This is a genomic window from Streptomyces sp. NPDC052721, assembly GCF_040678315.1.
Classification (GTDB): Bacteria; Actinomycetota; Actinomycetes; order Streptomycetales; family Streptomycetaceae; genus Streptomyces.
In genome coordinates, this window is the sequence record NZ_JBFATL010000034.1 from 1 (window position 1) to 24,946 (window position 24,946).

Below are 24,946 nucleotides of genomic sequence, written 5' to 3' on the forward strand. Positions count from 1 at the left end.
TGCAGATTTCGCAATCCACACCGAACCCAGAAGGCCCTCACCTGTTCAAGCACCCAGCACGCGTGTCACCAACGTCCCGGGACAGCACACCTAGGTCCTGTCGTCAAACTCCCGTCGTCCGCCCGGAGGGCACCGAACCCAGAAGGCCCTCACCTGTTCACGCACCCAGCACGCGTGTCACCAACGTCCCGGGACAGCACACCTAGGCCTCTTCGGGCAGGTCGTACGAGCCGTACTCGGGGCTGCCCGCCAGGTCGTACGTCTGGAGGGAGATGCCCGAGCCGGTGACGTGGCCGGAGCGGTGGGTGAAGCGGGTGGGGAGCGTGCCCTCCGTGAACAGGCGGCGGCCGGCGCCGAGGACGACCGGGAACGTGAGCAGGTGCAGGGTGTCGACGAGCCGCAGGTCCAGCAGCGAACGGACCAGGGCGCCGCTGCCGTGGATCTGGAGTTCGCCGTCCGTGCGCTCCTTCAGGGCCGTGACCTCCTTGGCGAGGTCACCGGAGACGACGGTGGTGCCGGCCCACCCGGGTGCCTGGAGGGTGGCGGAGACGACGTACTTCGGGAGGGCGTTGAGCTTGCCGGCGATCGGGTGGGCGGGGTCGGTCACCTTCGGCCAGTAGGAGGCGAAGATGTCGTACGTACGGCGGCCGAGCAGGAAGCCGCCCGCACGGGCGAAGACCTCGGTGACGAACCCGCCGAAGTCGTCGTCGGCGAGCGGGAAGCTCCAGCCGCCCTGGTCGAAGCCGCCTGAGGTGTCCTCCTGGGGGCCGCCGGGCGCCTGGTGGACGCCGTCGAGGGTGACGAAGATCGTGGAGACGAGCTTGCCCATGGCGGGTGCCTTCTTCCGGGTGCGGGGTCTGCGGTCATCAGGTCAGACCCCGCGCCCGCCCGCAACTCATCGGTCCGCCCGCGTGTCCCCGGGAGAACCCGGCTCAGCCGGCGTGCGTGGAGAACAGTCCGCCGGTCGGGCCCTGCTTGTCGCCGCCCTGGGCCTTCTTCAGGGCGTTGGCGAGGCTCTCGATGGTGAGGGACTGGAGGATCACCCGGCCGTTTCCCTCCAGCGTGGCCAGGGACAGGCCCTCGCCGCCGAACACGGCGTTCATCAGACCCTGGCGGTTGAGGCCGCCGACGCGCTGGACGCCGTACTGGATGCCCTCCTCGAAGGCGACCACGCAGCCGGTGTCGACCTCGATGCGGCCGCCGAAGTCCGCCGGGTTCAGGTCGATGAAGTTGCCCGCGCCGGCGATGATCACCGTGCCGTGCCCGGTGAACTTCTCCAGGATGAAGCCCTCGCCGCCGCTCATGCCGGTGCGCCCGCCGGCGAAGGCGATGCCGAAGTCGACGGTGGACTCGGCGGCCACGAAGGCGTCCTTCTCCGCGAACCACGCGCGCGTGCCGTCCAGCTCCAGGGCGCGCATCTCGCCGGGGAGCACGCCCGCGAAGCCGACCGTGCCCTCGCCGCCCTGGGCGGTGAAGTACTGGAAGGCCAGCGACTCACCGGCGAGCATGCGCTGGCCGACCTGCATGGCGGTGCCCATGGCCTGGCGGAGCAGACCGCCCATGCCGCCCGAGCCGCCCTGCTGCTGCCCGCCGCTGCCGGACGGGCCGGACAGCCGCGTCTCCATGGTCACGTTCGTGGTTTTGAACAGGAACTTCCCGGCCTCGCAGTACACGGTCTGGCCGGGGTGCAGGTTGACGACCGCCATCTGCATGGCGTTGCCGACGATCTCTTGCTTAAGGGTCACGAGGGGAGAACGCGAAAGGAGGAGGGAAGAGTTCCGACGGCCCGGAACAGGGTCCGCGCGGGTGCCGCGCGGGACGCCCCGGTGCGGTCCGGCCGGGGCGCCCCACGCGCGCGTGGACGGGCATCGGCGCGGGGATCAGCCGCCCAGTTCCTGGTGGCGGGCGGCGAGGCCGCTCGCGCCCTGCTCGGTCAGGGAGCCGAACAGGCGCAGGCGGGAGATGCCGCCGTCGGGGAAGATGTCGATCCGCGCGTGGGTGCCGACCGCCGGCTCGGGCAGGACGAAGCGGTGGTCGGTGTCGGGCTGGAGGCGGGTGCGGGGCAGGATCTCCCGCCACTCGCCGTCCTCCCCGTCCTTCACGGACACCGAGGCCCAGCCGGCGCTGTTGCCCTTCAGGTAGGCCGTGTCGATCTCGATAGCGCGGATCCGGGACTGGGCGGCCAACTGGTAGCGGATCCAGTCGTTGCCCTGGTCGCGGCGGCGGCGGGTCTCCCAGCCGTCGTCCATCTTGCGGGAGCGGCCCGGCTGGATGGTGTGGGTGGCCGGGGAGTAGAAGAGGTCGGAGGCGTCCTCGACCCGGCCGCCGTTCTCCAGGGCGACCACGTCGAAGGTGCCGAGGACCGCCAGCCACTCGGGGTCCGGGACGACCTCGCCGTAGACGCGCAGGCGGGCGATGCCGCCGTCGGGGTGCTGGTTGACCCGCAGGTGGGTGAAGCGCTGCTCTACGGTGACCTCGAAGCCGTTCGCCGCGTGGCCGCCGACGGCGGTGCGCGGGACGATCGTCGTCCACTTGACGTCGTCGCCCAGCAGCTCCTCCGGGGAGGGCGAGCCGGGTACGGACGTGGCCTCGACCGAGACGGCCTGCGGGTAGTTGCCGCGGAAGTGGGCGGTGTCGACGACGATCCCGCGGATCACCCCGGGCGCGCCGAGGCGGACCAGCGCCCAGTCGTGGTCCTCGGCGGTCGGCCACGGGTGCTCGGCAGAGGCACCGCGCCGGCGGCGGGTCTCCCAGCCGTCCATGATCTTGCCCTTGTGCCCGAAGCGCTCGGGGTCGAACTCGGCCCGCTCGGGCACCAGCAGGTTCTCCCGCTCGGCGAAGAACTCGTCGTTGGCGGCGATGACGCCGGCGCCGAGCCGCCGGTCGGCGAGGTTGGCGTACTGGGTGAAGGGGAAGTCGGCGGTGCGGTAGTCCGCGTAGGGGTCGCCGCCTCCGTAGGGGTTCGCGTCGCCGGTGAAGCTGGCCCAACTCGAATGTTGCTGCGCCGTCACGGTGATCAGGGGGTCCTTTCTGGAGTCGGCCGGGTGCGGGGGGTGGCTCACTGGGGGCGGGCGAGCAGCGTGCCCTTCGGCGCGGTGAACTCGCCGTCGGCGACGATGCGTTCGCCGCGCAGCCAGGTGGACTTGACGACGCCGTACAGGGTCCTGCCGGCGTAGGCGGTGACCCGGTTGCGGTGCTGGAGGCCGGCCGGGTCGACGGTGAAGGTCTCGTCGGGGGCGAGGACGGCGAAGTCCGCGTCGTGGCCCGGGGCGATGGCGCCCTTGGAGGCGCCGAGGCCGGCGAGGCCGGCGGTCCGCGTGGACATCCAGCGGACGACGTCCTCCAGACCGTGGCCGCGCCTGCGGGCCTCGGTCCAGACGGCGGACAGGCTGAGCTGGAGGCCGGAGATGCCGCCCCACGCGGTGGCGAAGTCGTCCGTCTTCAGGTCGGCGGTGGACGGCGAGTGGTCGGTGACCACGCAGTCGATGGTGCCGTCGGCGAGCGCCTCCCAGAGCAGGTCCTGGTTGGCGGCCTCGCGGATGGGCGGGCAGCACTTGAACTCGCTGGCGCCGTCCGGGACTTCCTCGGCGGTCAGGGTGAGGTAGTGCGGGCAGGTCTCCACGGTGATGCGGACGCCCTCGGCGCGGGCGGTGCGGATCAGCGGCAGGGCGTCGCTGGAGGACAGGTGCAGTACGTGCACGCGCGCGTTCAGGCGTGTGGCCTGCGCGATGAGGTTCGCGATGGCGGTGTCCTCGGCGTCGCGCGGGCGGGAGGCGAGGAAGTCGGCGTACTTCGGGCCGCCTTGCTGCGGGGCCGCGGCCAGGTGGTGCGGGTCCTCGGCGTGCACGATGAGCAGCCCGTCGAACCCGGCGATCTCGGCCAGGGACCGGGCGAGCTGCCCCTGGTCGAGGTGCGGGAACTCGTCCACGCCGGACGGGGACAGGAAGGCCTTGAAGCCGAAGACGCCGGCGTCGTGCAGCGGGCGCAGGTCCTTGACGTTGTCGGGCAGGGCGCCGCCCCAGAAGCCGACGTCGATGTGTGCCTTGTCCCGGGCCACGTCCTGCTTGATCCGCAGGTGTTCGACCGTGGTGGTCGGTGGGAGGGAGTTGAGCGGCATGTCGATCAGGGTGGTGATGCCGCCGGCCGCCGCCGCGCGGGTGGCGGTCCAGAAGCCCTCCCACTCGGTGCGGCCCGGGTCGTTGACGTGCACGTGGGTGTCGACCAGGCCGGGCAGCAGCACGTGGTCCCCGACGTCCTCCAGCCGGGCGGTGGCCGGGACCTCGGCGTCGTAGGGCAGGACGGCCGTGATCGTCCCGGCGGACACGGTGACGGTGGCGGCCCGTGTCCCTTCCGGAGTGATCACGCGCGTGGAGCGCAGCACCAGTTCAGCGTCGGACACCCGAACCCCTCTCTCTACCCCGCCGTTTTACGTCCAGGAAACGGGATTTACACCCACGCAACGGACTTCAACGTTCTGTTGAAGGAGTCTTCACTCCCGGTTCTCCGCCGTCAAGAGGCACACTTCCGGGCAGCATCGAAGCGGTACCCGCTCTGGACGTTTCCACAAAGCGGAATTAGAATTCCAGCAAGCAGAACGTAGCTATGGACAAGCAGGGAGTCAACCGACTGCCGGGTAGGCTTCTGCTCCCCCCGCCAGTCCCGAAAGGAACGCGCCGTGCCGACGTCCAGCGCCAGCACCACCGACTCCGCCAAGCCCTCCGCCGCCGGCGGGGTGCAGTCCCTGGAGCGCGCCTTCGACCTGCTCGAGCGGATGGCGGACGCGGGCGGCGAGGTGGGTCTGAGCGAGCTGTCCGCGGCGAGCGGACTGCCGCTGCCGACCATCCACCGGCTGATGCGCACGCTGGTCGCCTGCGGCTACGTCCGCCAGCAGGCCAACCGGCGCTACGCCCTCGGACCCCGGCTGATCCGCCTCGGCGAGTCCGCCTCCCGGCTGCTCGGCACCTGGGCGCGGCCGTATCTGGCCCGGCTGGTGGAGGAGACCGGCGAGACGGCGAACATGGCGCTGCTCGACGGGGACGAGATCGTGTACGTGGCCCAGGTGCCGTCGAAGCACTCGATGCGGATGTTCACCGAGGTCGGCCGGCGGGTGCTGCCGCACTCGACCGGCGTGGGCAAGGCGCTGCTGGCCGGGGTGCCGGACGACGAGGTGCGGGCGCTGCTGGCCCGGACGGGCATGCCGGCCGCCACGGAGAAGACCATCACCACGCCGGAGGGATTCCTGGCGGCGCTGGAGGAGGTGCGGCAGCTGGGCTACGCCGTGGACGACAACGAGCAGGAGGTCGGGGTGCGGTGCCTCGCGGTGTCCGTGCCGGACTCCCCCACGGCGGCCGCCATCTCCATCTCCGGACCGGCGGGACGGGTCACGGAGGCGGCCACGGAGAAGATCGTGCCGGTGCTCCAGCAGATCGCCGGCGAACTGTCGACGGCGCTGGCCAGCCAGAACCAGGGCTGACGGGGTACGGCGCCGGCCCGGCCGGTACGCCGGGCGTCGCCACGGTGAGCCGGACGGCCGGGGGCTGACCAGGACGACGTCGGGAGCTGATCCCTGCAACGCTCGGGGCGTCCGCTTCGAGGGCGACGGCCACGTGCGTCCCCCGGGGCGCCCAGCCATGACCACCTGCCGCCGGCGACCGGGGCACCGGGGATCGCTCCCGCACCCCGGCTCGCACCCGGCTGAGTACCCGTACTCATGCGCCCCTCCAGCCCCCGCGGACAAGGTGGCGGGTATGGACCTCCCCGTCGCCCCGCCTGCCTTCGACGCCACCACCGGTCCCGCACCTCACCGCCGCCGTGCCGACCGGGGTGCGGATGTCGGAGCCGGGTGCGGGCTGGTGTTCCTGGAGCTGGTCGCTCTCGTCGTGATCTTCGGGCTCTGGGCGTTGTCCGGCTGGACCCTCTATACGGCCGAGACCGTCACCACCGATCCGTTGTGGAACTACCTGGCCGCCGCCGGCGGAGTCGGCGTCCTCGCCCTCGCGGCGGGCCTGATCGCCGCGCGGTCCGGTGCCGTCGTGACGGCGGTCACCCAAGCTGTGACGGCCGCCCTGGTGTGCCTCATCGTCTTCGGCGGAGCCGCCGCGCAGTCCCACCAGGACCAGGTCTGCCGTGACCTGCCGTCGGCATCGGGCTGCCGGGGCGACGAGCAGCCGTAGCGGACGGCCAGGCCCTGTCGTTGTGATCATCCCGGCGTCGCGGGCCCTGGCACGCGCATCTGCCGCGTTGTCGTCGGTTGCCGGCTCCCCCACGCCCGGCTGCGCTCACGCGGGACCCCTCGCGTTGGCGCCCTCCTCCGCCGCGCAGCTGCACGCACCGGGCCCCGCCCGGCTCGGCTCGAAGGCACCGCACCTCGCAGCCGGCCCGATCCGAACGACAGGGCCTAGTCGCGGGGCGGTTCGCCGAACAGGTCGACGGCGTCGCGGACCTGGGACAGCCCGGGGGCCAGCGCGCTCATCGAGCCGATCGCGCCGGCGATCAGCAACAGGGAGCTGCGCAGGCGCGGGATCTCCGGCAGGCCGCCGGCGGCCATCGCGGCCAGCGCCGCGAGTTCGTCCTCCGCTATCGCCCGGTCGGGGAAGTCCGCCGGTATCGCGGCGAGTTCGCGGCGCAGCCGGGACACCGCGGTCCGCAGTCCCGCCACCCTCGGGTCCTCGTCGCTGCCGGTCACTGGCCTCTGCCCCAAGCTCCGCAACACAGCCCTCCCCCCAGACACGCGGTCGTGCGCGGGCCAGTAAACGCCACCCCGTGCGGGAGCGCCACAGCGCGGACCGAAATTCAGCCCAAGGGAATCGGCACCGGAAAACCGGCCGATTCCACGGCCGTCGGGTATGCAGGACCCATGACGGACAACCAGGATCTTCAGGTGGATGTCGCGGGGCTGCTGCTCGCCGCCGGCGGCGGCAGACGGCTCGGCGGACGCCCCAAGGCACTGCTGCCGCACCGGGGCCGGCCCCTGGTCGAGCACGCGGTCGGGGTGCTGCGCGCGGCCGGATGCGAGCGGATCCACGTGGTGCTGGGCGCCGCGGCGGACGAGGTGCGCGAGCGCGCCCGGCTCGACGGCTGTGTGCTGGTGGACAACCCGGACTGGGCGGCGGGCATGGGCTCCTCCCTGCGCGCGGGGCTGGCCTCCCTCGCCGGTACGGGTGTCCGCGCCGCCCTGGTGAGCCTGGTCGACCAGCCCGGCATCGGGCCGGCCGCGACGGCCCGGGTGCTCGGCGCCTACAAGGACGAGACCTCGCTGGTCTCGGCCGCCTACGCGGGGGTACGCGGGCATCCGGTGCTGTTCGGTGCCGCGCACTGGGCGGGCATCGCGGAGACGGCCACCGGCGACCGCGGGGCGCGGGCCTACCTGACGGCGCACGAGGGGGAGATCCGGCTCGTGGAGTGCGCGGACGTCGCCGAGCCGTACGACATCGACACGGAGGCCGACCTGAGCCACCTTCAGTGAACCGGTGGCACCGGGCGCCACCTTGCCTCGTCTCGAAGAGTCTCGACATCAACAAACCATTGAACTTCCACGATGAGGAAACTAGTATCCACTGATCAGAAGCGCCTGTCCGCACAGTCGGCGCTCACTGTCCCGTTTCGTGCCACTTGGCACCAGGTGCCACCGCTGAAGGAAGTGACAGCTCATGTCCGCACCAGCGCCGTCCCCGCTGGCCATCGTCGACGCCGAGCCCCTGCCCCGGCAGGAGGAGGTCCTCACGGACGCGGCGCTCGCCTTCGTGGCGGAGCTGCACCGGCGGTTCACCCCGCGCCGTGACGAACTCCTGGCCCGCCGGGCCGAGCGCCGCGCCGAGATCGCCCGCACCGCCACACTCGACTTCCTGCCGGAGACGGCCGCGATCCGCGCGGACGACTCCTGGAAGGTGGCTCCGGCCCCGGCCGCGCTGAACGACCGGCGCGTCGAGATCACCGGGCCCACCGACCGCAAGATGACCATCAACGCGCTCAACTCTGGCGCGAAGGTGTGGCTCGCCGACTTCGAGGACGCCTCCGCGCCCACCTGGGAGAACGTGGTCCTCGGCCAGCTCAACCTGATCGACGCCTACACGCGGAACATCGACTTCACCGACGAGCGCACCGGCAAGTCGTACGCCCTGCGGCCGGACGAGGAGCTGGCGACCGTCGTCATGCGCCCGCGCGGCTGGCACCTGGACGAGCGGCACCTGGCCGACACCGGCGGCCGTGCCGTCCCCGGCGCCTTCGTCGACTTCGGCCTGTACTTCTTCCACAACGCGCAGCGGCTGCTCGACCTCGGCAAGGGCCCGTACTTCTACCTGCCGAAGACCGAGTCGCACCTCGAAGCCCGCCTGTGGAACGACGTGTTCGTCTTCGCGCAGGACTACGTCGGCATCCCGCAGGGCACCATCCGCGCCACCGTCCTGATCGAGACCATCACGGCCGCGTACGAGATGGAGGAGATCCTCTACGAACTGCGCGACCACGCCTCCGGGCTGAACGCCGGCCGCTGGGACTACCTGTTCTCCATCGTGAAGAACTTCCGTGACGGCGGGCCGGAGTTCGTCCTCCCGGACCGCAACGCGGTCACCATGACCGCCCCGTTCATGCGGGCGTACACCGAACTCCTCGTCCGCACCTGCCACAGGCGCGGTGCGCACGCCATCGGCGGCATGGCCGCCTTCATCCCCTCCCGCAAGGACCCCGAGGTCAACAAGGTCGCCTTCGAGAAGGTGCGCGCCGACAAGGACCGCGAGGCGAACGACGGCTTCGACGGCTCCTGGGTCGCCCACCCCGACCTGGTCCCGATCGCCATGGAGTCCTTCGACAGGGTCCTCGGCGACAAGCCGAACCAGAAGGACCGCCTCCGCGAGGACGTCCACGTGGAGGCCGCCGACCTGATCGCCATCGGCTCCCTGGACGCCAAGCCGACGTACGCGGGTCTCGTCAACGCCGTCCAGGTCGGCATCCGGTACATCGAGGCCTGGCTGCGCGGGCTCGGCGCGGTCGCCATCTTCAACCTGATGGAGGACGCGGCCACCGCCGAGATCTCCCGCTCGCAGATCTGGCAGTGGATCAACGCCGGCGTCGAGTTCGAGAACGGCGACCGGGCCACGCCGGAGCTGGCCCGCAAGGTCGCCGCCGAGGAACTGGACGCCATCCGCGAGGAGATCGGCGAGGAGGCCTTCGCCGCGGGGCACTGGCAGGAGGCGCACGACCTGCTGCTGCGGGTGGCCCTGGACGAGGACTACGCCGACTTCCTCACCCTGCCGGCGTACCAGCAGCTGCGCGACTGAGGCCCTGACCCGCCGAGCGGCCCCGGGGACGCTCCCGGGGCCGCTCGGCGGGTCAGCCCAGGTGCACCGACCAGTCCTGTTCCGCCGCCGGCTTGCCGTGCAGGTCGGGGACCCGCTTCAGCCAGTCCGGGCGGCCCGCCTGTGTCCTCGCCGCGCGGGCGGCCTCCTCGGCCGCCAGCTCCTCGCGGCTCGGGAAGTCGGTGGGCAGCCACTGCGGGGAGAGCCGGACCCGGTCCAGCAGGTAGCCGACATAGGCGTCCCGGACGTCGTCGGGCGTGGCGAACCCGGCGTCCTCGGCGAGCCAGGCGTCGGGCACCTCGGCGACGATCCCGCGCAGCAGCTCCTCCGTCACCCGGGGCGCCAGTTCGGCGTCGGCGGCGCGCACGTCGGGGCCGTAGTGGCCGAGGGCGTGGTGCCGGAAGTCGTACCGCCGCCCCGGGGCCGTGGTGTCCCAGCGGTGGTGGAAGACGAGGGCGGCTCCGTGGTCGATCAGCCACAGGCGCGCGGGCGCGGTGCCGAGGGTGGGCCAGACCATCAGGTTGGAGCTGTGGACCGTACGGTCGACGTTCACGGTCAGCGCGTCCAGCCAGACGATCCGGCCGGCCTCCAGCGGGTCCACCGGGAACGCCCGGGCGATCTCCGGGGTGAAGTCCCGGGCGCCGGGCAGATAGTCCATGCCGAGGTTGACGCCCGCGCTGGCGCTGTGCAGCTCGCGCACCTCCTGATGTTCCTCCCCGGCGGCGATGGCCGGGTCGAAGTGCACGAGGACCAGCTCGGGGAAGCGCAGGCCGAGCGCGCGGGCGAGTTCACCGACGATGATCTCGGCGACCAGCGCCTTGTGGCCCTGCGCGGACCCGGTGAACTTCACCACGTAGGTGCCCAGGTCGTCGGCCTCCACGACTCCGGGCACGGAGCCGCCGGAGCGGAGCGGGGTCACGTATCGAACGGCAGTCACGTCGCGCAGCACACCGGCCAGACTACGGCAGGTCAGGCGTTGGCCAGCGGGTTCGGTAGCGGCAGGTAGCGGGCGTCCGCGCCGTCCGCGGCTGTCCAGCGCAGGAGCAGGTTCGTCTTGCCGGGCAGGGCGGGGGCGGTGAGCAGGGCGGGGATCTCGGGGAGGTCGTGCCGGGCGAGTTCGCGGCGGGCGGCGGGCCAGGGGTCGAGGCCGGGGTGGTGCTCGGTGAGGGCGCCGGCGATCTCGATGAGGTGGTTGACGACCAGGCAGTACACCAGCCGCTCCCAGCCGGCGGCCCGGGTCACGTCCGGCAGCAGCTTGGCGCCCTCCGCGTCCCGGAACAGGGCCTGCACGGGTGTGCCGGCCGCGTCCACGGCGACCAGCGTGTTCTGCAGGTGGGCCTCCAGGACCACCCCGTGGTCGTCGAACGCGGTCAGGGCGGGCGGCACGACCTGCCGCAGGTACGCCTCCCACCAGGCGGCCGGGTCGGTGGCGGCGGCGAGCGGGCTGCCCTCGAAGCCCTCGGCGAGACCCGCCGCGAGCAGAGGGGTGGCGCCCGGCAGCAGATGCCCGCCCAGCCCGTCGCGGACCAGGACGGCCAGTTCCTCGAAGGCGAACGCGGCGGTGCGGTAGCCGCGGTCGCTGAGCCAGGCCGCGGGCGGGCCCATCGCCGCGAACGCGTGCCGGGCGGCGGTGTCGGTGCGGCGCAGTCTGCCCAGGTCGTGGCGCCACAGCCGGCGGATGTCGTTGGTGATGCGGACGTCCAGGCTGAACTTCAGGAACAGGTCGCGGCGGGGTTCGTACACCGTGCGGACGGCGGCCGTGGGCCAGGTGTCGAACGGGGTCGTGCCCAGCCGCAGCAGCCGCCCGTCGGAGAAGGCGGGCGCGAGGTCGCGGGCGACGAGGTCGAGCTGCCAGGGGTGGGCGGGCAGCAGCCGGTAGCCGGGCGGGGCGGCGCCGAGGGCGTCCAGGGCCCGGGTGTCGCCCTCCTCGGCCACCTGGTCCTCGCGGACGCCGAGCAGCACCAGCGGGAACCGGGCGTGCGCCTCGGGGGCGTACGGCAGCCAGGACGCGACCGGGCCGCCGCCGCGCGCCTTGGGAGCCGGGTGGTGGGGGTGGCCGGTGAGCAGGGACTGCTCGGAGCGCAGGTACGGGTCCTCGGGCGCCGTGGCCCGGGCGCGGGCGGTGAGCAGGGCGGCGATCGCGTCCCGGCTGTCGATCATCTCGGCGGGCAGGTCGCCGCCGGGCAGCCCGGTGTGCCGGCGCAGCTCCTCGGCGACCAGTTTGACCAGCTCCGAGTGGCCGATGCGGCGCCAGGCCCCGGCCGTGTACAGCTCGGGGTCGGCGGGGCGCCGCCCCGGGCGCACCCGCAGCAGCCGGCCGTCCGGCAGCCGGTGGACACGGCGGTCCCCGGCGTCCGGGAGCGGTTCGGCGACCTCCCGCAGCAGGCAGTTGAGCAGGGGCGCGGTCGCGTACGCGTCGGCGCGGCGGCCGACGGCGCCGTCGGGGGGTGTGAGGTCCACGCGATCCATTCGTTCTTCGTCCAGGGGCCGCCGTCTTCCCCGGGGCGCGCCGGGTGCGCCGTGCGGGAGCCGGTGACGATCAGTATGGCTGCCGTCCCGGACAATCGTGGCGTGCCCCGTGTACCCGAGGAGCCGACCGTGCACCGTCCCCCGACCGCCGACGCCGAGATCGCCGAGGAGCTGGCCGCCGTCCGGCCCGCACTGCTGCCCCGGTACGCGGCGGAGCTGCCCGGTGCCCGCGCCGCCGTGCTGACCCGGCTGTGGCGGGCGCTGGCCCACGAGCCGCTGCCGTGGCTGACCGGCCGGGTGTCCGGGGCGGACGGCCTCGCCCTGCGTCTGGCCGACGGGCGGACCCTGCACGGGCCGCACGCGGATCCGTACGCCACGAGCGCGTACGTCACCGCCGTACGCCTGGACCGGGAGCGGTACGGCGATCCGGCGCGGCTGATGACCGCGCTCGGGGTGCCGCACGCGTCCGGCTTCGCCGCGGAGCTGGCGCACAGCGTGGCCTCGCTGGCGCTGTCCCGGGCCGGTGCCGATCACCCGAAGAAGTGGCCGGTGCAGGATTGGGAGTGGGAGCAGCGGGTGGTCGACGGGCACCCCTACCACCCCAACTGCCGTTCCCGTCCGGGTTTCTCGGTGGCGGACCAGCTGGCGTACGCCCCCGAGCACGGGCCGGTGGTGGAGCTGGGGACGGTGCCGGTGCCGGCGGACGGGTGCCTGGTGTCCGGCGACTGGCCGGCCGAACTCCGCGACGGTGACCGCCTCTTGGTGCCGGTACACCCGTGGCAGGCCACGCGGGTGCTGGGGCGGTCGTACGACCTGTGGCGCCCCGCCCGCCCGCTGATGTCCCTGCGCACCCTGGCGGTGCCCGGCGGCCCGCATGTGAAGACCGCGCTGAGCGCCCGGCTGACGTCGTCGGTGCGGGACATCTCCGTGTCCTCGGTGCGGGCCGCGGCGCCGCTGTCCGCGTTCGCCGAGGACCTGGCGGCGCGCACGGACGGCCTGCTGCGCATCACCCGCACGCTGGGGGCGGTCACGGCCCACTCCCCCGACCTGGCCGCACTGCTGCGGGAGTCGCCGGAGGTGTACGCCGCTCCGGGTGAACGCGTCCTCCCGGTGGCCGCCCTCGCCACCACGTCCCTGCCCGGCTCCCCCGCCTGGCTGGCCGCGTTCACCCGGCTGGCGCTCACGGTGGGCCTGCGCCTGCTGGATCTCGGCGTGGCCCTGGAGGCCCACGGCCAGAACCTCCTGGTCGTGCTGTCGGCCGACGGCACCCCGCTGCGCCTGGTCTACCGCGACCTGGCCGACATCCGGATCAGCCCCGCCCGCCTGACCGGGCACGGCATCACCCCGCCCGCCCTCACGGGCCGCCTGATCACCGACGACGCCACCGCCCTGCGCCGCAAGCTGTTCGGCTCCCTGGTGGCGGGGGCGCTGGCGGGCACGGCGGGGTCGGGGCGGGCACTGGGCACAGCCCTGGCCGCCGCCGTACCCGACCTCCCGCCCACCCCGGACCTGGCGGCTCTGCGCGAAGGCCCGCTTCCGGCGAAGGCGTTGACGCTGATGCGCCTGTCACCCGGCCACACCGGGGACATCTGGACGTCTCTGCCTCATCCCCGCGCGGTACCGTCCCCTGCCCGGGGCTGATTTTGCGTCATGTTCCCTGGCTGAAACAGCCGTTGCCCTACGCTTCTCCGTCCGGCGGTGTACCCCTGATGAGCCAGCCAGGACACGAGAGTTCCGAAAGCAGCAGATGACTGACGACGACCGCAGTGACAGCCTGATGTCGCCGATCCGGCCCGAACAGCTGGATCCGGGGGCCGTGATCGCCCAGTCGCTCGACAACCAATGGGTCCCCGCGCAGCTCACCCGGGAGATGATCCAGCGCGGTGAGTCCTTGGACCAGGTCGACCGCCGACGTGTGCGGGAGGTGCGGGCCGAGTACTTCCGCAGCCTCATCAACGCCAGCCAAGTCGTGATCAACCGCGCCTACTTCTACAACAACGACGCGATCAGCCGTGACCTCGCCGAGGAGGGGGAGGCCCGCGCGGCGCACCGCAAGCTGCTCGCGTCGGGCGCGATCGTCCCGTTCCTGCTGCGGGAACGCCACCCGGCCGAGGAGCCTCCCGCCCACCTCCACCTGCGGCGCGACGGCTTCACCGCCTGGCAGGAGACGCTGGCGGGCATGTCCGCGGGCGACCGGGTGCGCTGTGTGCGCATGTCCTGGGACGACTCCGCCGGCGACCAGGAGAACCGGGACCGCACCCGGATCCGGCTCTACCAGCCGTTCACCGAGAAGGTCCAGGGACTCACGGCCAAGGACATCGACATCCTCGCCGCGCAGGTCGGCGTGGCCCGCGAGGACACGGACCGGTTTTGCGAACGGCTCGGTGAGGTGGTCGCGTTCAGCAACGGCCTCAGCGTGCGCAGGCAGCCGGTCGTGCGCAACACCCTGTACGAGGAGTTCGTGACCGTCCCGGGCACGAACGTGGCGGAGGGCAGATACGACCGCGCCAAGCCCTTCGCGGCGGAGATAAAGCAGCTCCTGGACCTCATCTACAACGTCAACCTGGCCGACGCCCTGGGGCGTTACCCCCTCACACCGGTCGGCAGCCTGCGGCGCGTGGTGCTGCAGGAGGCCCGCGAGGCCACGTCCGCCACCGTCGGTGTCGTCCAGGACCCGGAGCAACTGCTGACGTTCCTGCGCCAGCAGACCTTCGCCGTCGTACAGGACCACCTGACGCCCCAGGCGGTGAACGACCTGACCCTGCACGACATCTGGCGGCTGCGGCAGACCCCGGCCTGGAACTCCTACATCAAGGCGTTCGGCGCACTGACCGCCGCGCCGGAGACGTTCCACGACGGCGTCGGGCAGGTCTTCGACTCCTACGTCCGGCTCAACGCGGAGATCCTCCGGCTCGCGCGGGAGCGCCGGCAGGCCCAGCCGTCCCCCTGGCGCCCGGTGGTCGAGGTCGTCGTCACGGTGGGCGCGGCCGTGTTCACCGCCGTCAGCGGCAACGACATCTGGGAGATCGCCGGTACGGTCCTGCCGCTCACGGTGAGCGGCTCGCTGACCGGCTCGGTGCAGTTGGTGCTGCGCAACCACATCGCCGGACGGCAGGAGCAGAGGTTCGCCCGCGAGATCGCCTCCGTACGACTGGCGAGTGAACGAGAATGGTCGCAGTTCCACGACCTGGTGCGGCGCCTGCCCGGGTACCGGGACACGACGGGCCGGGTTCCGACAGGCACGGCCTCGACGACCACCCAGGACAACGAAGACCTGCCCGACTACTGACGAACCGATGAGCCGGAGTACCCCTTTGCCCAGCCTGCCGAGGCCCCGATGAACCGTTACGAGGCGCTGCGCCGGGACGTCCCGGAGTGGTTCCGCGACGACCCCGAGGGGATCCGGATCCTCACGGACCCGGCGGTGATCCGCGACGCCCGCCGCCAGGTGACCAGGGCCGAACGACGCGGCCCCGGCGGGCTGTTCGGGGACCTGTGGGCACGGCTGCGGGCCGTGCTGCGGCCGGTCCCGGCGGGTGTGGTGTCGGCCGGCCGCTACCTGTGGTACCTGCGCGACCCGGTGCGCTTCCCCGACGGCCGCCTCGGCCTGTACGACCGGATCCTGCCGCCCCCGGACTCCTCTCCCGGCGTGGTGGTCCTGCCGCTGCTCGGCCCCGCGAAGAGAGTGGTGCTGGTCGAGCACCACCGGCACGCCACCCGGAGCCGGCACTGGGAGGTGGTGCGCGGCTTCGGGGAACCGGGCGCCACGCCCGCCCAGAACGTCACCCGGGAACTGCGGGAGGAGATCGAGGCCACGCCGACAGCGGTGATCTCCCTGGGCGAGCTGCACCCCGACACCGGGCTGCTCGCGCACAAGGTCCTCCTCTACGCGGCGTGTGTGGACGGCATCGGCGCGGTCGAGAGGGGAGAGGCGATCCACCGGGCGATCACGGTGACGCCGGCCGAGGCGGAGGAAATGGTGGCCGACGGGCGGATCACCGACGGCTTCACCGTCGCCGCGCTGTACCGGGCTCGTCTGGCGGGCGTGTTCGGGACTCCGGCGCCGGGCGACGGGGCCTGAGGTGCGGCGGCCTGGCCGCCCCGGGACGGCGGGCGGCGGCCGTTTTGGAGGACGGCCTGTCTGATCAATAGGATCCGGCGATGATCAGAAGACAACGGCTGGCGGCGGGCGTCTGTGCTCTGCTCGCCGCCCTGACGGCCGGGATCGCGTTTCCCGCCGGCGCGGTCGCCGATGAGACGGACCAGGCCGCTCCGAAGGTCGAACTGGTGCTGGACGTCAGCGGTTCCATGCGCACCCGTGACATCGACGGCGGCACCCGGATGGCCGCGGCGAAGCAGGCGTTCAACGAGGTGCTGGACGCGACCCCCGAGGAGGTCCAGCTCGGCATCCGTACGCTCGGCGCCAACTACCGCGGCAACGACCGCAAGGAGGGCTGCAAGGACACCGAGCAGCTCTACCCGGTCGGCCCGCTGAACCGGACCGACGCGAAGACGGCCGTGGCCACGCTGGCGCCGACCGGCTGGACCCCGATCGGACCCGCGCTGCTGAAGGCGGCGGACGACCTGAACGGCGGCGACGGCACCCGCCGTATCGTCCTGATCAGCGACGGCGAGGACACCTGCCAGCCGCTCGACCCGTGCGAGGTGGCCCGGGAGATAGCCGCCAAGGGCATCGGGCTGACCATCGACACCCTCGGCCTGGTGCCGGACGCCAAGACCCGTGACCAGCTCAGCTGCATCGCGGACGCCACCGGCGGCACCTACACCGACGTGCGTCACACGGAGGAACTGAGCGACCGCGTCGGCGAGTTGGTGGACCGTGCGGCCGACCCGGTGGTCACACCGGTGGCCACCGAGGGGGCGGACCGGTGCGAGAAGGCGCCGACGCTCAAGTCCGGCCTGTACACGGACCGGGCGGAGTTCGGGCAGCAGCGCTGGTACAAGGTGGACGTCGAGCCCGGCCAGGAGCTGCGCGCCTCGGTGAGCGTGGCGGACGACCGGGCCGTCCAGCCGAACCACGGTGTGCTGCTGCGGGCGGTGACCGTGCACGGCCGGGAGATCGTCCGCGGCGAGGCCGCCGGCACCGGCCGTACGGACGTCGTCTCCACCGGTCTGCGCTACCCGAAGCCGGACAGCGACGACGACGCGGCGCCCACGGAGACGGTGTGCCTCCAGGTCACCAGCTCCTTCTCGGCCGCGTCCGGCGTCAAGACGACCCCCGGTCTGCCGCTGGAGCTGACCGTCGACGTCGTCGACGGGCCGTCCGGTCACCACGACGTGGCCGCGTTCGGTCTGGGCCGTGGCTGGTGGCTGCTCGGCGCGCTGGTGCTGATCGGCTTCCTCGCCGGTCTGCTGTGGGGCTGGCTGTCGCGCTGGCGGGTCGCGGTCTGGAGGACGAACTGATGCGGATCACACGTGTGTGGGGCGCCGCCCTGCTGGCGCTGGGGCTGGCCGCGGGACCGGCCGCCGCCGACTCCTCGCCCTCCCCGAGCGCCTCCACGGACGGCGGCGCGCCCACCCGGGCGGGCACCTCCTTCCGTACGGCGACCGAGATCGACCAGGGGCAGCAGGCCACCGCCTCCGGCTCCACCGGCGACTATCTGTACTGGTCGTTCCCGGCGGACACCGGGCAGCGCCCCACCGTGAAGGCGACGGTGAAACTCCCCGACGCGCACGGCGCGGAGACCTGGCAGCTCGACGTGTACGACGGTCTGCGGCGCCGCCAGTCCTGCCAGTACGGCGCCCAGACCCGCACCGCCGCGCAGGGTGCCGCCTCGGTGGAACTGGCCTGTGTGCTGCGCACGGTGCGCGGATGGGCGGAGCCGTGGGCCAACGACCCGCTGCCGGGCACGTACTACATCCGGCTGACGGTGGTGGACCTGGGCGCCGCCGACCTCGGTAAGCCGGTGAGCGCCGAGGTGCACGCCGACTCCAAGGACATCGGCGGCGCGGCGGCCGTGGACGGCTCGCTGGGCAAGCCGCTCGTCCCCGGGATCGCCGTCACGTCGGAGCAGGACGAGGACGGTTCGAAGGGTGCCGTGCTGTCCAGCTTCGGGTCGGACGACGGCTGGTCGTCCGGGTGGTGGTCCGACCGGTGGGTGTGGACCGGGATCGGAGCGGTGCTGGCCGCGCTCGCCGGGATCGGGGGGTACGTGCTGACGCGGGGGTCGGGGCGGCCGTCCCAGGTGCCGCCGAACGTGTGAGCCGGTGCAGTGCGAAGGCCCGCCTGACGGCGGGCCTTCTTTTTTGTGCTCACCGGGTGTTCACGCCTCCCGAAGTGCCTTGGCGAGCGTGCCGTCCCCGGTGACCGTCACCCGGCCGTCCCGTACCGCGTCCGGCAGCCCCGTCTCCCCCCGGGCGATGGCCTCGCAGGTCGCCGCGTCCATCACCAGCCGCGCGTCCGCCTCGCCGGGCGCGGGCCCGTCGCCGTACACCGGCCCCTCCTCCGCGCCGACGTGGAGGTGGAAGTCCCCCTCCTCCAGGCGGACTTCCACGACACCCTCCCCGTCCAGCGCCCGCAGCAGCGGCAGTGCGAACCAGTGCGCGCGGACCGCGTCGGTGGGCCTGCGCTCCCCCAGCTCCTCCTCGCCCCACGCGCCCAGCGCCTGCAGTACGGGCAGCAACCTCCGCCCGCGCTCGGTGAGTTCGTACACGTACGCCGCACCGGGCGGGGGCAGCCGCCGTCTGGTGGTGAGCCCGTCCCGTTCCATGTCCTTCAGCCGCGAGGCGAGTACGTCCGTGCTGACGCCGGGCAGGTCCGCGTGCAGGTCCGTGTAGCGGCGCGGGCCGGCGAGCAGTTCGCGGACGATCAGCAGGGTCCAGCGGTCGCCGACGAGGTCGAGGGCGCGGGCTGCGGAGCAGTACTGGTCGTAGCTTCGGCGAGGTGACATGCGACGCAGTCTAGACGCGTTGTTGGACTTTCCAAGCTCCCACTTGGTAAAACCAAGCATCACGAGTTTCCGGAGGGGCGCATGGAGTTCCGGCAGTCCAACAAGCTCAGCGAGGTGTGCTACGAGATCCGCGGCCCGGTGATCGAGCACGCCAACGCGCTGGAGGAGGCGGGGCACAGCGTGCTGCGCCTGAACACCGGCAATCCCGCGGCCTTCGGCTTCGAGGCGCCGGAGGAGATCCTCCAGGACATGATCCGGATGCTGCCGCGGGCACACGGCTACACGGACTCCCGCGGCATCCTCTCCGCCCGCCGCGCGGTCGCCCAGCGCTACCAGAACCTGGGCCTCGAAGTGGACGTGGACGACGTCTACCTGGGCAACGGCGTCTCGGAGCTGGTCTCCATGGCCGTGCAGGCGCTGGTCGAGGACGGCGACGAAGTCCTCGTCCCCGCGCCGGACTTCCCCCTCTGGACGGCCGTCACCACGCTGGCCGGCGGCAAGGCCGTGCACTACCTGTGCGACGAACAGGCCGACTGGAACCCGGACCTGGCCGACATGGCGGCGAAGATCACCGACCGCACCAAGGGCGTGGTCATCATCAACCCGAACAACCCGACCGGCGCGGTCTACCCGAAGGAGGTCGTCGAGGGCATCCTCGACCTGGCCCGCCGGCACGGCCTGATGGTGTTCGCCGACGAGATCTACGACCAGATCCTCTACGACGACGCCGTCCACCACTCGGCCGCGGCGCTCGCCCCCGACCTCGTCGTCCTCACCTTCTGCGGCCTGTCCAAGACCTACCGGGTGGCGGGCTTCCGCTCCGGCTGGCTGGTGGTCACCGGGCCGAAGCAGCACGCCAAGGACTACCTGGAGGGCCTGACCATGCTGGCCTCCATGCGGCTGTGCGCCAACGCGCCCGCCCAGTACGCCATCCAGGCAGCACTCGGCGGACGCCAGTCCATCGGCGAACTCACCGTGCCCGGCGGGCGGTTGTACGAGCAGCGGAACGTGGCCTGGGAGAAGCTCAACGAGATCCCGGGCGTGTCCTGCGTCAAACCCAAGGGCGCGCTGTACGCGTTCCCGCGCATCGACCCCAAGGTGCACCCGATCCACGACGACGAGAAGTTCGTCCTGGACCTGCTGCTGCGCGAGAAGATCCAGGTGGTCCAGGGCACCGGCTTCAACTGGCCCTCCCCCGACCACTTCCGCATCCTGACCCTGCCGCACGCGGACGACCTGGAGGCGGCGATCGGCCGGATCGGCAGGTTCCTCAGCGGGTACCGGCAGTAGTCGCCTGGCCCGTATCGCGCATTCGTGCGAAGATCACCCCCGTTGACGACCGGGGGATCGACGCGGGGCGGACCGCCCATCGGCCGCCGGTGCGGGCCTGACCAGCGCCGCACCCCCCGGTCCGGTTCGGCAGACCAGTCGGACCCGTCAGACCAGGGGGAGCAGCAGTGTTCTCGTACGGACAAGGCCGTACGCACGGAAAGCGCCGTACGGCCGCCGCCGTGCTGTGCGCGGTGATATTCGGGCTCGCGGCGCCGGGCGCCCGGGCCGCGGAAGAGCCCCGGCCGCCCGCGCCCGCCGCGGGGCAGGAGGCACGGCAGGCCGCGCGGTTCTGGACCGCGCGGCGCATGGCCGACGCCCGGCCGCTGGACGCGGCGCGGCACGTGCCGGCGGCGCCGGGAGCGTCGACCGCGGCGGCGGCCCGGCCGAAGGGCACCCTGTTCGGGGGAACCCGCCTGGTGGGGACGTTCTTCGGCGCCGACGGACCGCGCGGCACCACCTGGCACTGCACCGGCAGCGTGATCGACACCAAGGCGCGGAACATCGTCCTCACCGCGGCCCACTGCGCGCTGAACATGAAGGACGACTACATCTTCGTCCCGAAGTTCGTGAAGGGCGCGGCCCCCGACCGGCAGCCGTACGGCATCTTCCACATCCAGCGGATCTTCATCGACCCCCGGTACGTGCCCGACCGCGGGTCGACCACCACCAAGAAGGCCGCATCGGACCTGGACACCGCGTTCGCCCGGGTCTCGGCCAACCAGCGGGGCACGTCCCTCCAGGACGCCGTGGGCGGCGGCCTGACCTTCACCCGGCCCGCCGGCTACACCCACCGCGGCGTCACCGTCGTCGGCTACCCCTCCCACCGGCACAACAGCGCCGGACGCGCCGTGAAGTGCACGGTCCCGACCAAGCAGCTGCGCGGCTACCGGCAGCTGTCGATGACCTGCGGCGGCTACTACGGCGGTGTCTCCGGCAGCCCGTGGATCACCGACTACAAGGACGACGCCCGCACCGGGCACGTCATCGGCAACCTCGGCGGCTACAACGGCGGCGGCAACGACGCAAACGTCGACTACATCAGCTACGCCACCGCGTTCGGCGCCGACGCCGCGAACCTCCTCGCCGACGCCGTCGCCGGCCAGGCCCCGCCCGCCGACCTGCCGCCGTACCGGGGCGTCAAGGGCACGCTGCCGGGCGGAGCCGCACGCTGGCGCAAGGCCGCGCTCATGGCGTCCGGGGACTACACCGGCGACCGGCACGGGGACCTGCTCGTGGTCTGGTCCGACGGCGGAGTCACCCTGCACCCGGGCGACGGCAAGGGCGGATTCACCGCCGAGAAGCGGCTGCGGCAGGCCAACTCCACCTGGACCCACGCCCGTACCCTCACCGGCGGCACCTTCACCGCCGGCGACCGGTCCGGCCTGCTGGTGCGCTGGTCCGACGGCGAGGTCACCCTCTACCCACAGCCCGGCCCCTCCGGCCTGGGCCGGGAGATCCGGATGGCGCCGCCCGGCTCGGCGTGGAAGAACGCCGTCCAGTTCACCTCCGGAGCGTTCCGGGCGGACGGCGGCACGGGGCTGCTGGTCCGCTGGGCCGACGGCGCGCTCACGCTGTACCCGCAGGCCGGGGCCGATGGCCTCGGCACCGGCACGCGGCTCGTCGCGGCGAACGGCACCTGGACCAAGGCCGCGCTGCTGGCCGGCGGCGACTTCGACGGTACGGCCGGCGGGGACCTGCTGGTGCGCTGGGCGGACGGCGCGCTCGACACGTACGCCGGCACCTCGGCGGCGGGGCTCGGCACCAGGACGCGGGTGCGCGGCCCGAACAGCCTGTGGCGGCACGCACAGGTGCTGACGGTCGGCGGCTTCCGCCACGGCGGCTCCGGCAACGACCTGATCGTGCGCTGGTCCGACGGGGAGACGACGCTGTACGCCGACACCGGCACGAAGGCGGTCGGCACCGAACACACGCTGGTCCATCCCGGCACCTGACCGCGCCACCGCGTACGTCCCGGGTACTTCCGAGGGGGAAACCCATGCGAGCGACCACCTGCCTCGCCGTGCTCACGGCCGGCCTGGCGCTGACGGCCTGCGGCACCGGCACGACGGCCGCACCGGACGCCACCGCACCGCCCTGCCGGACCGCCGCACTGACGTGGACGCTGTCCCTGCTCGACGGGGGCGGCACAACGAAGGGCGACGGCGGGCCCGACGCGCGGCTCACCGCTGTCAACAAGGGGCCGGGCACCTGCGTGTTCTCGGGCTACCCGGTCCTGGAGATCCACAACGGCAAGGCGGAGAGCATCGAGGGCACCGGACAGGGCCGCCCGGCCTCCCTCGCCCTGCCCGGCAAGGCGTCCGTGACCGTGGACCTCCGCTACACGCGCCGTGGCGCGGAGAACGCGGGCACCTGGTGCGTACGGCAGGGCGAGGCCTCGGTCCGGGCACCGCACGACACCCGTGGCACCGTCGTCCCCGTCACGGACGCGCACGGGAAGGCCGCCACGATCGACGCCTGTGGGGAGACCCTCGCCATGGCGGTGCCCCGCCGCACCCGGCCGGGTCCTTGAGGCGACAGACCTTCGGACCACGAGCCGCCACGCACAAGCCGTCGCCCCGGGGACCGGCCGTCTGGCGCAGTCCGTCCTGCGGGCGGCGGGCGCCCTGTGCCACCGTGCCGTCATGGGTGACCTCTTTCTCGTGCGGCACGGTGAGACCGAGTGGTCGCGGTCCGGGCGGCACACGGGCCGGACCGACGTACCCCTCACCGAGCACGGGCGGGAGGAGGCGCGCCGGCTGGTCCCGCTGATCCGCTCGCACCGGATCGGGGCGGCCTTCGTCAGCCCGTTGCAGCGGGCCCGGGAGACCGCCCAGCTCATCGGGATCCCGGACGCGCGGATCGACGCCGACCTCTGTGAGTGGGACTACGGCGGCTACGAGGGTGTGACCACCGTGGACATCCAGCGGAACCGGCCCGGCTGGTTCCTGTTCACGGACGGCGTCGCCCCCGGGCCGCCGGACCACCCGGGCGAGACCCCGGAGCAGGTCGGGGAGCGCGCCGACCGGATGCTGGCCAAGGCCGACGCGGCGCTCGCCAACACGGAGGGGGTCGTCGTGCTGATCGCCCACGGCCACTTCCTCCGCGTCCTCACCGCCCGCCGCCTGGGCCTGCCACCCCGGCACGGGGCCCTCTTCCAGCTCGCGACGGGGGCGCTGTGCCGACTCGGCACGGAGCACGGCCGGCCGGTCGTCGCCGGGTGGAACATCCGGCCCCGGGTGGGGTGAGGAGCCGGGCGGACAGGCCCCGGGCCCGGCTGAGGAGCGGGGGGCGTTGTCAGACCCGGGTCGTACTGTGCCGATGAGCCACCCGTCCGGCGGCCCTCATGACAACAGCACCGGGAGGAGCCCCCCGTGACCCGACCGCCCACACCCGCGCAGCGGCGCGTGATCGAGGACGCCGATCCGGTCACCGGCCGGCTGCGCGGTACCGAGGCCCAGCTCGCGGCGCTGGTGAAGCGGGGCCTCGCCTTCCGGCATCCCCGGCCGCCGCACGACCACTTCCTCACCCCGGCGGGCCACCGGATACGGGATGCGGTGCCCGAGCCAGCGGCGGAGCCGGCGCCGGACACCGGTGTGTTCACGGCCCGCGTCGGCGGCGAGGAGGAGCCGCCCGCGTCCGGTCCGGCGCGGCAGCGCGAGGTGCACAGCGCCTGGCAGGGGCTGCTGGAGCTGCGCCGGATGACGAATCCCGACGGCTCGGCGGACCGCCCGTGCGGGTGGGAGCGGACGCATCTGGTGCGGGCGGCGGCGCTCGCGCTGGAGGCGGCCGGGCACCGGCCGGCGGGCGGGGACACGGACGGTTACCGGGTCCGGGCGACCCCGCAGCCGGAGGCGGTGGCGGTGTACGCGCCGGACGCGCAGACGCTGGCGGCTTGCGCGGTCACACTGGAGCGGGCCGGCTGGCAGACGGGCGAGTACACCGAGCCCCGGACGAGAGCGCGCTATCTGCTGGCCTCGCCGCGCCGGGTGTGACCGGCGTGTCAGGATCGGTCGACCCAAGAATCGAACAGGAGAAGGGCAAGCAGTGGCCGAACCGTTTTCCGTCCGTGTGACCGTCCGCGGCTACGAGACCGATGTGCAGGGGCATCTCAACCAGGCGGTGTACCTCAACTACGCCGAGCACGCGCGCTGGTCGCTGCTCCAGGCGGCCGGGATCAGCCAGGCCCGGCTGGTGGGCCAGGGCGTCGGTCCGGTGGCGCTGGAGACGACCATCCGCTACCGCCGTGAGCTGCTCGCCGGCGACGAGGTCGACGTGACCTGCGCGTTCGAGTGGGGGGAGGGAAAGACCTTCCGGATCCGCCAGGAGATCGTGAAGACCGACGGCACCCTGGCGGCCGAGGTCGTCGCGGTGGGCGGCCTGCTGAACCTCGCCGAGCGCAAGCTGCTGGCCGACCCCCGGGAGGTGTTCAAGGAACTGGCGACGGACCCCGGCCTGTTCGGCCTGTAGGCCCGCCGGGGGCCTACGCGTCGAGCGACTCCGGCTGGTGCTCGGCGTCGTGGGCCGCCCGCGCCTCGGCGACGTACACCCGGTTGCGCTCGGCCCCGTCGGTCAGCCGTTGCAGGGTGTCGTTCGACTCGTGTGCGACGGGGGTGCGTTCGTACTCCACCTTCGGCGGCACAGTCGGATGGACGGGCGGTTCGCTGGGCCTGGCGGTCCTGTCGACGCCGGCCGCGAGCCGCACCGGGGACCTGCTCGCCGACGGCACGTCCCCGGTGCCCGCGACCGCCGAGGGCGACCGGCTGGCGTTCACCGTGGCGACGGGCATCGCGGCGACGGCCCTGGCCCTGGCGGCACTGGTCCTGCGCGAGCGCCGCGCCTGACGCCGGGCGAGGACACGGGGCCGGTCGCGCCTGACCTCCGCTGGGGCGGCAGGGCGCGGGTCACGCGCGGAGATGCGGGGCGCGCGCGGAGGATGGGATG

Annotated in this window: 24 protein-coding genes and 1 pseudogene; 16 read left to right on the top strand and 9 right to left on the bottom strand. The window is 73.0% G+C overall.

Features of this window, described 5'->3' with window-relative positions:
• Positions 1–202: 202 nt before the first annotated feature.
• The 4 genes from AB0L21_RS27875 to allB all read right to left on the bottom strand — a co-directional run bounded on the left by AB0L21_RS27875 (position 203) and on the right by allB (position 4,399).
• Positions 203–829 (bottom strand): dihydrofolate reductase family protein, encoded by a 627-nt coding sequence (locus AB0L21_RS27875; protein ID WP_365706176.1) that lies wholly within the window; start codon positions 827–829, stop codon positions 203–205.
• A gap of 103 nt (positions 830–932) precedes the next feature.
• Positions 933–1,745: an AIM24 family protein gene (locus AB0L21_RS27880; RefSeq protein ID WP_365787129.1), complete on the bottom strand. Its 813-nt coding sequence runs from the start codon at positions 1,743–1,745 to the stop codon at positions 933–935.
• A 135-nt stretch (positions 1,746–1,880) separates the two neighbouring features.
• On the bottom strand, positions 1,881–3,011 hold the full coding sequence (gene alc, locus AB0L21_RS27885; RefSeq protein ID WP_365706172.1) for an allantoicase: 1,131 nt from the start codon (positions 3,009–3,011) through the stop codon (positions 1,881–1,883).
• Positions 3,012–3,058: 47 nt separating this feature from the next.
• Positions 3,059–4,399 (bottom strand): allantoinase AllB, encoded by a 1,341-nt coding sequence (gene allB / locus AB0L21_RS27890; RefSeq protein WP_365787131.1) that lies wholly within the window; start codon positions 4,397–4,399, stop codon positions 3,059–3,061.
• A gap of 276 nt (positions 4,400–4,675) precedes the next feature.
• Here allB and AB0L21_RS27895 point away from each other — a divergent pair, with 276 nt between their 5' ends.
• The gene (locus tag AB0L21_RS27895) at positions 4,676–5,473 is read left to right on the top strand and encodes an IclR family transcriptional regulator (RefSeq protein ID WP_365706167.1); all 798 of its coding nucleotides are present in this window, start codon (positions 4,676–4,678) and stop codon (positions 5,471–5,473) included.
• Between the two features lie 274 nt (positions 5,474–5,747).
• Positions 5,748–6,173 carry a DUF6234 family protein gene (locus AB0L21_RS27900; RefSeq protein ID WP_365787133.1) on the top strand — a complete coding sequence of 142 codons (426 nt, stop codon included), beginning with the start codon at positions 5,748–5,750 and terminating at the stop codon, positions 6,171–6,173.
• 224 nt (positions 6,174–6,397) lie between these two features.
• On the opposite strand, the gene AB0L21_RS27905 is transcribed toward AB0L21_RS27900, so the two are convergent.
• Entirely contained in the window at positions 6,398–6,712 is a 315-nt protein-coding gene (locus tag AB0L21_RS27905; RefSeq protein ID WP_365787135.1) for a DUF5955 family protein, read from the bottom strand.
• Positions 6,713–6,856: 144 nt separating this feature from the next.
• Between AB0L21_RS27905 and AB0L21_RS27910 the strand changes: the two genes are divergently transcribed.
• Both AB0L21_RS27910 and aceB read left to right on the top strand, forming a co-directional pair.
• Positions 6,857–7,465, top strand: coding sequence for a nucleotidyltransferase family protein (locus AB0L21_RS27910; protein ID WP_365787137.1), 609 nt, complete (start codon positions 6,857–6,859; stop codon positions 7,463–7,465).
• A gap of 184 nt (positions 7,466–7,649) precedes the next feature.
• The gene (gene aceB, locus AB0L21_RS27915; RefSeq protein WP_365787139.1) at positions 7,650–9,275 is read left to right on the top strand and encodes a malate synthase A; all 1,626 of its coding nucleotides are present in this window, start codon (positions 7,650–7,652) and stop codon (positions 9,273–9,275) included.
• 52 nt (positions 9,276–9,327) lie between these two features.
• Here aceB and AB0L21_RS27920 read toward each other — a convergent pair whose 3' ends face one another.
• Together AB0L21_RS27920 and AB0L21_RS27925 are read right to left on the bottom strand one after the other, a co-directional pair.
• Positions 9,328–10,242: a HipA family kinase gene (locus tag AB0L21_RS27920; protein WP_365707158.1), complete on the bottom strand. Its 915-nt coding sequence runs from the start codon at positions 10,240–10,242 to the stop codon at positions 9,328–9,330.
• Between the two features lie 20 nt (positions 10,243–10,262).
• Positions 10,263–11,762 carry an IucA/IucC family protein gene (locus AB0L21_RS27925; RefSeq protein ID WP_365707156.1) on the bottom strand — a complete coding sequence of 500 codons (1,500 nt, stop codon included), beginning with the start codon at positions 11,760–11,762 and terminating at the stop codon, positions 10,263–10,265.
• Positions 11,763–11,891: 129 nt separating this feature from the next.
• Between AB0L21_RS27925 and AB0L21_RS27930 the strand changes: the two genes are divergently transcribed.
• From AB0L21_RS27930 to AB0L21_RS27950, 5 genes are all read left to right on the top strand, one after another.
• Positions 11,892–13,403, top strand: a complete 1,512-nt coding sequence (locus AB0L21_RS27930) for an IucA/IucC family protein (RefSeq protein WP_365787219.1) — start codon at positions 11,892–11,894, stop codon at positions 13,401–13,403.
• Positions 13,404–13,509: 106 nt separating this feature from the next.
• Complete coding sequence (locus AB0L21_RS27935) at positions 13,510–15,051, top strand: hypothetical protein (protein ID WP_365787141.1); 1,542 nt, start codon at positions 13,510–13,512, stop codon at positions 15,049–15,051.
• Positions 15,052–15,099: 48 nt separating this feature from the next.
• Positions 15,100–15,843 (top strand): NUDIX hydrolase, encoded by a 744-nt coding sequence (locus AB0L21_RS27940; RefSeq protein WP_365707152.1) that lies wholly within the window; start codon positions 15,100–15,102, stop codon positions 15,841–15,843.
• An 80-nt stretch (positions 15,844–15,923) separates the two neighbouring features.
• On the top strand, positions 15,924–17,186 hold the full coding sequence (locus AB0L21_RS27945) for a VWA domain-containing protein (RefSeq protein ID WP_365787143.1): 1,263 nt from the start codon (positions 15,924–15,926) through the stop codon (positions 17,184–17,186).
• Positions 17,186–17,986 (top strand): hypothetical protein, encoded by an 801-nt coding sequence (locus tag AB0L21_RS27950; protein ID WP_365787145.1) that lies wholly within the window; start codon positions 17,186–17,188, stop codon positions 17,984–17,986. The genes AB0L21_RS27945 and AB0L21_RS27950 overlap by 1 nt, the downstream gene beginning before the upstream one ends.
• Positions 17,987–18,046: 60 nt before the next feature.
• Here the strand turns inward: AB0L21_RS27950 and AB0L21_RS27955 are convergent, their stop codons facing one another.
• Positions 18,047–18,673 (bottom strand): winged helix-turn-helix transcriptional regulator, encoded by a 627-nt coding sequence (locus AB0L21_RS27955; protein WP_365707146.1) that lies wholly within the window; start codon positions 18,671–18,673, stop codon positions 18,047–18,049.
• Between the two features lie 81 nt (positions 18,674–18,754).
• Between AB0L21_RS27955 and AB0L21_RS27960 the strand changes: the two genes are divergently transcribed.
• From AB0L21_RS27960 to AB0L21_RS27985, 6 genes are all read left to right on the top strand, one after another.
• The gene (locus AB0L21_RS27960) at positions 18,755–19,963 is read left to right on the top strand and encodes a pyridoxal phosphate-dependent aminotransferase (protein ID WP_365787147.1); all 1,209 of its coding nucleotides are present in this window, start codon (positions 18,755–18,757) and stop codon (positions 19,961–19,963) included.
• Positions 19,964–20,130: 167 nt separating this feature from the next.
• Positions 20,131–21,957, top strand: a complete 1,827-nt coding sequence (locus AB0L21_RS27965; RefSeq protein WP_365787149.1) for a trypsin-like serine protease — start codon at positions 20,131–20,133, stop codon at positions 21,955–21,957.
• A gap of 44 nt (positions 21,958–22,001) precedes the next feature.
• Entirely contained in the window at positions 22,002–22,535 is a 534-nt protein-coding gene (locus tag AB0L21_RS27970; protein WP_365787150.1) for a DUF4232 domain-containing protein, read from the top strand.
• Positions 22,536–22,647: 112 nt separating this feature from the next.
• Positions 22,648–23,250 carry a histidine phosphatase family protein gene (locus AB0L21_RS27975; RefSeq protein WP_365707138.1) on the top strand — a complete coding sequence of 201 codons (603 nt, stop codon included), beginning with the start codon at positions 22,648–22,650 and terminating at the stop codon, positions 23,248–23,250.
• A gap of 126 nt (positions 23,251–23,376) precedes the next feature.
• On the top strand, positions 23,377–23,997 hold the full coding sequence (locus tag AB0L21_RS27980) for a hypothetical protein (protein ID WP_365787151.1): 621 nt from the start codon (positions 23,377–23,379) through the stop codon (positions 23,995–23,997).
• A 52-nt stretch (positions 23,998–24,049) separates the two neighbouring features.
• Positions 24,050–24,472 (top strand): acyl-CoA thioesterase, encoded by a 423-nt coding sequence (locus AB0L21_RS27985; RefSeq protein WP_365707135.1) that lies wholly within the window; start codon positions 24,050–24,052, stop codon positions 24,470–24,472.
• Positions 24,473–24,485: 13 nt separating this feature from the next.
• Here the strand turns inward: AB0L21_RS27985 and AB0L21_RS27990 are convergent.
• Positions 24,486–24,656: pseudogene (locus AB0L21_RS27990) on the bottom strand (transcriptional regulator); the annotation flags it as partial.
• On the opposite strand from AB0L21_RS27990, the gene AB0L21_RS27995 reads away from it, so the two are divergent.
• A complete protein-coding gene (locus AB0L21_RS27995; RefSeq protein WP_365787223.1) occupies positions 24,616–24,846 on the top strand; it encodes a hypothetical protein in 231 nt (76 codons plus the stop codon). The pseudogene AB0L21_RS27990 and the gene AB0L21_RS27995 overlap by 41 nt on opposite strands.
• The last annotated feature ends 100 nt before the right edge of the window (positions 24,847–24,946 follow it).

What these genes read in the sequence shown, in the direction of transcription:
- AB0L21_RS27875 (WP_365706176.1), bottom strand. Translation starts at nt 829, where the DNA reads ATGGGCAAGCTCGTCTCCACGATCTTCGTCACCCTCGACGGCGTCCAC.
- AB0L21_RS27900 (WP_365787133.1), top strand. Translation starts at nt 5,748, where the DNA reads ATGGACCTCCCCGTCGCCCCGCCTGCCTTCGACGCCACCACCGGTCCC.
- AB0L21_RS27910 (WP_365787137.1), top strand. Translation starts at nt 6,857, where the DNA reads ATGACGGACAACCAGGATCTTCAGGTGGATGTCGCGGGGCTGCTGCTC.
- aceB (WP_365787139.1), top strand. Translation starts at nt 7,650, where the DNA reads ATGTCCGCACCAGCGCCGTCCCCGCTGGCCATCGTCGACGCCGAGCCC.
- AB0L21_RS27925 (WP_365707156.1), bottom strand. Translation starts at nt 11,762, where the DNA reads ATGGATCGCGTGGACCTCACACCCCCCGACGGCGCCGTCGGCCGCCGC.
- AB0L21_RS27935 (WP_365787141.1), top strand. Translation starts at nt 13,510, where the DNA reads ATGACTGACGACGACCGCAGTGACAGCCTGATGTCGCCGATCCGGCCC.
- AB0L21_RS27940 (WP_365707152.1), top strand. Translation starts at nt 15,100, where the DNA reads ATGAACCGTTACGAGGCGCTGCGCCGGGACGTCCCGGAGTGGTTCCGC.
- AB0L21_RS27945 (WP_365787143.1), top strand. Translation starts at nt 15,924, where the DNA reads ATGATCAGAAGACAACGGCTGGCGGCGGGCGTCTGTGCTCTGCTCGCC.
- AB0L21_RS27950 (WP_365787145.1), top strand. Translation starts at nt 17,186, where the DNA reads ATGCGGATCACACGTGTGTGGGGCGCCGCCCTGCTGGCGCTGGGGCTG.
- AB0L21_RS27955 (WP_365707146.1), bottom strand. Translation starts at nt 18,673, where the DNA reads ATGTCACCTCGCCGAAGCTACGACCAGTACTGCTCCGCAGCCCGCGCC.
- AB0L21_RS27960 (WP_365787147.1), top strand. Translation starts at nt 18,755, where the DNA reads ATGGAGTTCCGGCAGTCCAACAAGCTCAGCGAGGTGTGCTACGAGATC.
- AB0L21_RS27970 (WP_365787150.1), top strand. Translation starts at nt 22,002, where the DNA reads ATGCGAGCGACCACCTGCCTCGCCGTGCTCACGGCCGGCCTGGCGCTG.
- AB0L21_RS27975 (WP_365707138.1), top strand. Translation starts at nt 22,648, where the DNA reads ATGGGTGACCTCTTTCTCGTGCGGCACGGTGAGACCGAGTGGTCGCGG.